9 protein-coding genes are annotated in these 7,397 nt (G+C 69.3%); 5 read left to right on the top strand and 4 right to left on the bottom strand.

Translation table 11 applies throughout. From position 1 onward, the window contains the following. Positions 1–191: S-adenosylmethionine synthetase N-terminal domain-containing protein (locus SCI24_RS19965; RefSeq protein WP_318727045.1), on the bottom strand; the 191-nt coding region annotated here is incomplete at its 3' end. Between the two features lie 231 nt (positions 192–422). On the opposite strand from SCI24_RS19965, the gene tkt reads away from it, so the two are divergent. Then, a complete protein-coding gene (tkt, locus tag SCI24_RS19960; protein ID WP_318727044.1) occupies positions 423–2,429 on the top strand; it encodes a transketolase in 2,007 nt (668 codons plus the stop codon). Positions 2,430–2,510: 81 nt separating this feature from the next. On the opposite strand, the gene SCI24_RS19955 is transcribed toward tkt, so the two are convergent. The 3 genes from SCI24_RS19955 to SCI24_RS19945 all read right to left on the bottom strand — a co-directional run bounded on the left by SCI24_RS19955 (position 2,511) and on the right by SCI24_RS19945 (position 4,576). Beyond that, positions 2,511–3,563 carry a class I fructose-bisphosphate aldolase gene (locus SCI24_RS19955; RefSeq protein ID WP_318727043.1) on the bottom strand — a complete coding sequence of 351 codons (1,053 nt, stop codon included), beginning with the start codon at positions 3,561–3,563 and terminating at the stop codon, positions 2,511–2,513. A gap of 129 nt (positions 3,564–3,692) precedes the next feature. After that, a complete protein-coding gene (locus tag SCI24_RS19950) occupies positions 3,693–4,076 on the bottom strand; it encodes an Hsp20/alpha crystallin family protein (protein ID WP_318727042.1) in 384 nt (127 codons plus the stop codon). A 41-nt stretch (positions 4,077–4,117) separates the two neighbouring features. After that, a complete protein-coding gene (locus SCI24_RS19945) occupies positions 4,118–4,576 on the bottom strand; it encodes an Hsp20/alpha crystallin family protein (RefSeq protein WP_318727041.1) in 459 nt (152 codons plus the stop codon). 167 nt (positions 4,577–4,743) lie between these two features. On the opposite strand from SCI24_RS19945, the gene SCI24_RS19940 reads away from it, so the two are divergent. From SCI24_RS19940 to pgk, 4 genes are all read left to right on the top strand, one after another. After that, entirely contained in the window at positions 4,744–5,118 is a 375-nt protein-coding gene (locus SCI24_RS19940) for a CidA/LrgA family protein (RefSeq protein ID WP_318727040.1), read from the top strand. Then, on the top strand, positions 5,111–5,821 hold the full coding sequence (locus SCI24_RS19935; protein ID WP_318727039.1) for an LrgB family protein: 711 nt from the start codon (positions 5,111–5,113) through the stop codon (positions 5,819–5,821). Before SCI24_RS19940 ends, SCI24_RS19935 begins: the two co-directional genes overlap by 8 nt. A 73-nt stretch (positions 5,822–5,894) precedes the next feature. Then, positions 5,895–6,959, top strand: coding sequence for a type I glyceraldehyde-3-phosphate dehydrogenase (locus SCI24_RS19930; RefSeq protein WP_318727038.1), 1,065 nt, complete (start codon positions 5,895–5,897; stop codon positions 6,957–6,959). Positions 6,960–6,996: 37 nt separating this feature from the next. Beyond that, positions 6,997–7,397: phosphoglycerate kinase (gene pgk / locus SCI24_RS19925; protein ID WP_318727037.1), on the top strand; the 401-nt coding region annotated here is incomplete at its 3' end.

The following is a 7,397-nucleotide window of genomic DNA, read 5'->3' as shown; positions in this document are numbered from 1 at the left end:
ACCCAGGCCGAGGTGGTGATCTCGCCGGCGACGATGGCCACGCCGGTCTTGACCAGGGTCTCGCAGGCCACCCGGGCGTTCTTGTCGCGGGCGATGATGGCGTCGAGCACCGCATCGGAGATCTGGTCGGCGATCTTGTCCGGATGCCCCTCGGACACGGACTCGGAGGTGAACAGGGAGTATTCGCTCATGGCGTCCTCGGCCCTCTTGGTATCGGCAATAGGCAGTCGCGAAGTCTACACGCTGCGGCTCTCCCGGGCATCCGCGATTTGAGTCGGGGCGGCAAGTCGGCGACAATGAGCGCCCGAATTCGACCGCGCCGCCCCGTCCCGCGGCGTCACCCAGCCAGAAGCCACGTCCGGCCACTCCCCCTGGCCCGACCGTGTCGTGGCCTCCATTCTGCCGCAGGCGAGGAGCTTCCCATGCCGTCCCGTTTCGAACTGGCCAATGCCATACGTGCCCTGTCCATGGATGCCGTCCAGAAGGCCAACTCCGGCCACCCCGGCGCGCCCATGGGCATGGCCGACATCGCCGAGGTGCTGTGGAACGACTATCTCGTCCACAACCCGGCCGACCCCCACTGGCCCGATCGCGACCGCTTCGTGCTCTCCAACGGCCACGGCTCCATGCTGCTCTACTCACTGCTGCACCTGACCGGCTACGAGCTCGGCCTCGAGGAGCTGCAGAACTTCCGCCAGCTGCACGCCAAGACCGCCGGCCACCCGGAATACGGCTATGCGCCGGGCGTCGAGACCACCACCGGTCCGCTGGGCCAGGGGCTGGCCAACGCGGTGGGCATGGCGCTGGCAGAGCGCACCCTGGCGGCCCAGTTCAACCGCCCCGGCCACACCGTGGTCGACCACCACACCTGGTGCTTCGTCGGCGACGGCTGCCTGATGGAGGGCATCTCCCACGAGGTCGCCTCGCTGGCGGGCACCCAGCGGCTGGGCAAGCTGATCACCTTCTATGACGACAACGGCATCTCCATCGACGGCGAGGTCGAGGGCTGGTTCACCGACGACACCGCCAAGCGCTTCGAGGCCTACGGCTGGCATGTGGTGCCCAACGTCGACGGCCACAAGCCCGAGGAGATCAAGGCCGCCATCGAGCTGGCGAAGAGCCACGACGACAGGCCCAGCCTGATCATCTGCAAGACCATCATCGGCTTCGGGGCTCCCAACAAGCAGGGCAAGGAGGAGTGCCACGGCGCCGCGCTCGGCGACGAGGAAGTGGCCGCCGCCCGCAAGCAGCTCGACTGGCCCCACGCACCCTTCCACGTGCCCGAGGAGATCTACCGCGGCTGGGATGCCACCGAGGCCGGCCAGGCCCGCCAGGACGCCTGGCAGGAGCGCTTCGCGCGCTATGCCGATGCCTTCCCCGAGGAGGCCAGGGAGCTCCAGCGCCGCCTCAAGGGCGAGCTGCCGATGGAGCTGACCAGCGAGGCGATGGTCGAGGAGGCCCAGGCCAGGGGCGACAGTGTCGCCAGCCGCAAGGCGTCGCTCGCCTGCCTCAATGAGCTCGGTCCCCAGCTGCCGGAGCTGCTCGGCGGCAGCGCCGACCTGGCCCCCTCCAACCTGACCTTCTGGCAGGGTGCCCAGGCGATCAGCCCCGACGCGCCCGGCGGCAACTACCTGCACTACGGCGTGCGCGAGTTCGGCATGGCCGCCATGATGAACGGCATCTCCCTGCACGGCGGCTTCATGCCCTTTGGGGCCACCTTCCTGATCTTCTCGGAATACATGCGCAATGCCGTGCGCATGGCGGCGCTGATGGGCACGCAGGCCATCCATGTGTTCACCCATGACTCCATCGGCCTGGGGGAGGACGGCCCGACCCACCAGCCGATCGAGCAGCTGACCACCCTGCGCTCCACCCCCAACCTGGCCACCTGGCGCCCCTGCGACGCGGTGGAGACCGCCGCGGCCTGGAATGCCGCCATCAAGCGCCGCTCCGGCCCCACTGCCCTGGTCTTCTCGCGCCAGGGACTGCCCCACCAGGCGCGCAGCAAGCAGCAGCTGGCCGACATCCAGCGCGGTGGGTACGTATTGAAAGAGAGCATCCTCAAGGACGAGGTGGTGACGCCTGACCTTATCCTGATCGCCACCGGCTCCGAGGTCGGCCTGGCCATGGACGCCGCCGCCAGGCTCGAGGAGCAGGGGCGCGCCGTGCGCGTGGTCTCCATGCCCTCCACCGACCTCTTCGATCGCCAGGACGCCGAGTACCGTGAGCGGGTGCTGCCCGCCGCCGTCACCGCGCGGCTGGCCATCGAGGCCGGCCATCGCGACTTCTGGTACAAGTACGTGGGCCTGAACGGTGCCATCGTCGGCATGACCACCTTCGGCGAGTCCGCCCCGGCCGGCGACCTCTTCAAGCACTTCGGCTTCACCGTGGACAATGTGGTCGCCGAGGCCTCGTCCCTGCTGGGCTGAGCCCGTCAGGCGTCTCCTCGTTCCGAACGCAAGCGGGCCCGGCAGATGCCGGGCCCGCTTGCGTTGGTGGCCATGATCGCCTCAGGCGAGGGTCACTTCCGGTGACAGGTAGACGTCCTGGATGGCGTTGAGCAGTTCGATGCCCTCGGCCGTGGGCTTCTGGAAGGCCTTGCGCCCGGAGATCAGCCCCATGCCACCGGCACGCTTGTTGATCACCGCGGTGCGCACCGCCTCGACGAGGTCGGAGGCGCCCTTGGAGCCACCACCGGAGTTGATCAGCCCGGCACGTCCCAGGTAGCAGTTGGCCACCTGGTAGCGCGCCAGGTCGATGGGGTGGTCCGAGGTCAACTCATCGTAGACCTTGGCGTGGGTATGGCCGAAGCCGATGTCACGGTAGCCGCCGTTGGTCTCGGGCAGCTTCTGCTTGACGATATCGGCCTTGAGGGTGGCCGCCAGGTGGTTGGCCTGGCCGGTCAGGTCGGCGGCCACGTGGTAGTCGGTGCCATCCTTCTTGAAGTCCGGGTTGCGCAGGTAGGCCCAGAGCACCGTGACCAAACCCAGCTCGTGGGCGCGCTCGAAGGCCTCGCTGATCTCCATGATCTGGCGACGGCTCTCGTGGGAGCCGAAGTAGATGGTCGCCCCCACGGCCACGCAGCCCATCTCGAAGGCCTGCTCGACCTGGGCGAACAGCGTCTGGTCGTAGATCGACGGGTAGCTCAGCGTCTCGTTGTGGTTGAGCTTGAGGATCATCGGGATCCGGTGGGCATAGCGGCGCGCCACGCTGGCCAGGCCGCCGAGGGTCGAGGCCACGGCGTTGCAGCCGCCTTCGATGGCCAGCTCGACGATGTTGGCCGGATCGAAGTAGCGCGGGTTCGGCGCGAAGGAGGCCCCCGCCGAGTGCTCGATGCCCTGGTCCACCGGCAGGATGCTGAGATACCCGGTGCCGGCCAGGCGGCCGTGGTCGAACAGGGCCTGCATGTTGCGCAGCACGTTGGGGCGACGGTCGCTCTGGGCCATCACCCGGTCGACGAAGTCCGGGCCGGGTGGGTGGATCGTCTCGGCGGGCACGCCGCGGCAGACGTGTCCCAGCAGGGTGTCGGCCTCGCTGCCCAGCAGCTTGGTGATATCGTTCATGTCGTTCCTCTCCTTGGTACCGGTGAATACGCTCTTCCCAGCGTAGGGGAAAACCGTACCGAGAGGAGGCCGCGCATGCAACGGCAACGCCTGCCCGCACGGGGCAGGCGCTGCCGGGTCAGCGCCCGCTCAGGCCGCCTTGACCTCGATGCGCCGCCGCCGGTGGGTCTCCTTGCGCGGCAGCACCAGTTCCACCACGCCATTGTCGATGCGTGCCTGGATGGCCTCGGCATCGATCTCGTGGCTGAGGGTGAAGCGCCGCGCATAGCGCTGGGCCCGGACCTCGGCATAGATCGCGGTCAGCCCCTCGGGCATCTCGAGGCGCACCTCGCCTTCGAGGCTCAGCACGTTGTTGTCCACCTCGATATGCAGCGACTCGCGGGTCACGCCGGGCATGTCGGCGACCAGGTGCAGCGCGTTGCCGTCCTCGAAGATATCCACCGGCGGCAGCAGGGTCTCCACCTCGCGCTCGGCCGGCGCCTGGGGGGCATCGTGTCGGGTCACATCGTTCATCTCGCTCACCTCCTCGGAAGTCCTCGAACACACGACCTGTCTCACGCCGCCTGGATCGCGATGCGCCGCGGCTTGAGCTCCTCGCGCTTGGGCAGCAGTACCTCGCACACCCCGTCATGGAAGCGCGCCTCGGCACGCTCGACATCCAGGCCATCCGGCAGCGCCAGCGAGCGGCTGAACTCGCCACGGAAGCGCTCGCGGCGAAAGTCGGTGCGTGCAGGCTCGTCCTCGCGCGCGGCGTCGGGTCCACGCCGGCCGGAGACGGTCAGCACGTTGTCCTGGAGGCTCACCTCCAGGTCCTCGGCCGACAGGCCGGCGGCGAACACGTAGACCCGTATCGCATCGTCGGTGCGCCCCACGTTGATCATCGGGAAGCTGCCGCGGGGCACCGAGCGGATATCCGCGGCACCGGCCTCGGGCAGCATCTCGTCCATCAGTTGCCGGAACCAGTCCACGCCCTGGGTCCGGCCGGTATCGAAACGCCTGAGATCTCCGAACATCACGAACACCTCCTACGCTGATTGACCTCGAGTCGATGGGTGGGGGACGCCGCTCGAGCTGACATCGCCCCGGTAATCTGCACAATAGGAGCGCTTCGAGGCTTTTCAAGGGGGCCATGACGCGCCCGCCACCCTGCTCACGAACGCTCTTCCAAAAGGATATCCCCATGCCGGCACTGCGCGGCTTTCTCTGGCTGCTGGGCTTCCTGCTGCTCGGCGAGATCCTGGTGACGCTCACCGGGCTGCCGGTCTCCGCCGGCGTGGTCGGCATGCTGCTGCTGACGACCTGGCTGCTGCTCCACGGCGGCAGCTTCGACGATATCGCCGCCGCGGCCCAGCCGCTGATCGCCGTGCTGGCGATGCTGATCATGCCGGGGGTGGTGGGCGTCTTCTTCCTCGTCGAGGAGCTCGCCGGCCAGTGGACGGCGATCCTCGCGGCGCTGGTCGGTGGCACCCTGCTCAGCGTGTTCACCACCCTGTGGCTGATGCGCCGGCTGATGGGAGAGACGCAGGGCGACCCCGCGGAGCCCGGCCATGGCTGAGCTGCTCGACCACCTGCTGGCCACCCCGATCCTGGCCATCGCCCTGACCCTGGCCGCCAATGTCGCCGGCATCCGACTGCTCAGGGCCATGGGTGCCCCCGCCTGGTGCCCGCCGATCCTGGTCGCCTCGCTGCTGCTGGCCGGCGTGCTGGCCCTGCTCTCCATCGACTACGCGGACTATCGCCGGGGGGCGGCCTGGCTGATGTTGCTGCTGGGCCCGGCCACGGTGGCCCTGGGGTTGCCGCTGCACCAGCAGATGCCGCAGATCCGCCTGCTGTGGCGACCGCTGCTGGCCTGCCTGCCGCCGGCGGCGCTGCTCGCCGCCGTTTATGCGGTGGGCATCGCCTGGCTGTTCGGCGCCCCGCCCGAGACCCTCGCCTCGCTGGCGCCCAAGTCGGTCACGGCCCCCATCGCCATCGGCATCACCGAGCAGCTCGGCGGCTCGGTTTCGCTGATGATGGGGGGCCTGCTGATCACCGGGGTGATGGCCATCGGCTTCGTCGGCCTGGGCGCGCGCCTGCTGGGGATCCGCGACGAGCGCATCATCGGCTTCGCCCTGGGCCTCAATGGCCACGCCCTGGGCACGGTGCGTGCCTTCGAGATCGGCCCCGTCGCCGGCGCCTTCGCCTCGCTGGGCATGAGCCTGACCGGCATCGTCAGCGCCCTGCTGCTGCCGCTCGCCTGGCGACTGGTGGGCCCCTAGAGCAGACGATCGGGGCGCAGATGCGCTAGAATCGCCGCTTCGTGTTTCCCGGTCCCGGAGTCCCTGTCACCCCATGGCCCTTCGCATCGCCATCAACGGATACGGCCGCATCGGCCAGTGCGTGCTGCGTGCCCTCGTCGAGAGCGAGGCGTCGCGCCACGCCTCGCACGAAGAGCCGCGCCTCGAGGTCGTGGCGATCAACGAGCTCTCGGACCTCGCCACCATCGCCTACCTGACCCGCTACGACACCACCCATGGCCGCTTCCCCGGCAGCGTGGCGGTGGAGGACGAGCGGCTAGTGGTGAACGGCCGGGCCATCCGGGTGCTCTGCGAGCCCGACCCGGCGAGGCTGCCCTGGGGCGAGCTCGGCATCGACCTGGTGCTGGAGTGCTCCGGCAGCTTTCGCGACCGGGCCACCGCCGAGCGCCACCTCGCCTCCGGCGCCGGGCGGCTGCTCTTCTCCCAGCCCGCGGAGAGCGACGTCGATGCCACCATCGTCAGCGGCATCAACGACCATACCCTGGCCGCGCACCACCGCATCGTCTCCGCGGCCTCCTGCACCACCAACTGCCTGGTGCCGGTGCTCACCGTGCTCGACGAGGCGCTTCAGATCGAGCACGGCGTGACCACCACCATCCACTCGGCGATGAACGACCAGCCGGTGATCGACGCCTACCACCAGACCGACCTGCGCCTGACCCGCTCGGCGATGCACTCCATCGTGCCGGTCGATACGGGCCTCGCCCGCGGCATCAACCGCCTGATGCCCCACCTGGCCGGTCGCTTCGAGTGCCTTCACGTGCGGGTGCCGACCATCAACGTCTCGACCATGGACCTGTCGATCTGCGTGCGCCACGACACCACGGCCGAGGCGATCAACGCCCTGCTGGCCGAGGCGAGCCGTGGCCGCCTCGCCGGGCGGCTCGGCTACACCGAGGAGCCGGTGGCCTCGGTCGACTTCAACCACGATCCGCGCTCCGGTATCGTGGACGCCACCCAGACCCGGGTGGCCGGTGGCCGCCTGGTCAAGCTGCTGTGCTGGTTCGACAACGAGTGGGGCTTCGCCAACCGCATGCTCGATGTCGCCCGGCGCCTGGCCGCCCTGCCCCCGGCACCGCCCGAGCCCCCTGACAGATGACCTCCCTTCGGCTTTCCCAGACGAGGAACCTGCTTCCATGAACGTGCGCAAGATGACCGACCTCGACCTCAACGGCCAGCGGGTGCTGATCCGTGAGGACCTGAACGTGCCCGTCAAGCACGGCAAGGTGACCAGCGATGCCCGCCTGCGGGCCAGCCTGCCGACCATCCAGGCCGCCCTGGACGGCGGCGCCCGGGTGATGCTGATGAGCCACCTGGGCCGCCCCACCGAGGGCGAGCCGGCCGAGGAGTTCTCGCTGGCCCCGGTGGCCGAGCACCTGGGCGAGCTGCTGGGCCGCCCGGTGCGCCTGGTGCAGGACTACCTGGGCGGCGCGGTCGAGGTCGCCGACGGCGAGGTGGTGCTGCTGGAGAACGTGCGCTTCAACCCGGGCGAGAAGAAGGACGACGAGGCGCTCGCCCGGCAGTACGCCGCGCTCTG

The organism is Halomonas sp. (assembly GCF_033549285.1).
Lineage (GTDB): Bacteria > Pseudomonadota > Gammaproteobacteria > Pseudomonadales > Halomonadaceae > Halomonas.
Note: the sequence above shows the minus strand (reverse complement) of the source record. Positions and strands in the feature narration are given on the sequence as shown.

Bases quoted from the DNA above. Each gene is read 5' to 3' on its own strand.
- tkt (WP_318727044.1), top strand. From the start codon at position 423: ATGCCGTCCCGTTTCGAACTGGCCAATGCCATACGTGCCCTGTCCATG.
- SCI24_RS19955 (WP_318727043.1), bottom strand. From the start codon at position 3,563: ATGAACGATATCACCAAGCTGCTGGGCAGCGAGGCCGACACCCTGCTG.
- SCI24_RS19950 (WP_318727042.1), bottom strand. From the start codon at position 4,076: ATGAACGATGTGACCCGACACGATGCCCCCCAGGCGCCGGCCGAGCGC.
- SCI24_RS19945 (WP_318727041.1), bottom strand. From the start codon at position 4,576: ATGTTCGGAGATCTCAGGCGTTTCGATACCGGCCGGACCCAGGGCGTG.
- SCI24_RS19940 (WP_318727040.1), top strand. From the start codon at position 4,744: ATGCCGGCACTGCGCGGCTTTCTCTGGCTGCTGGGCTTCCTGCTGCTC.
- SCI24_RS19935 (WP_318727039.1), top strand. From the start codon at position 5,111: ATGGCTGAGCTGCTCGACCACCTGCTGGCCACCCCGATCCTGGCCATC.
- SCI24_RS19930 (WP_318727038.1), top strand. From the start codon at position 5,895: ATGGCCCTTCGCATCGCCATCAACGGATACGGCCGCATCGGCCAGTGC.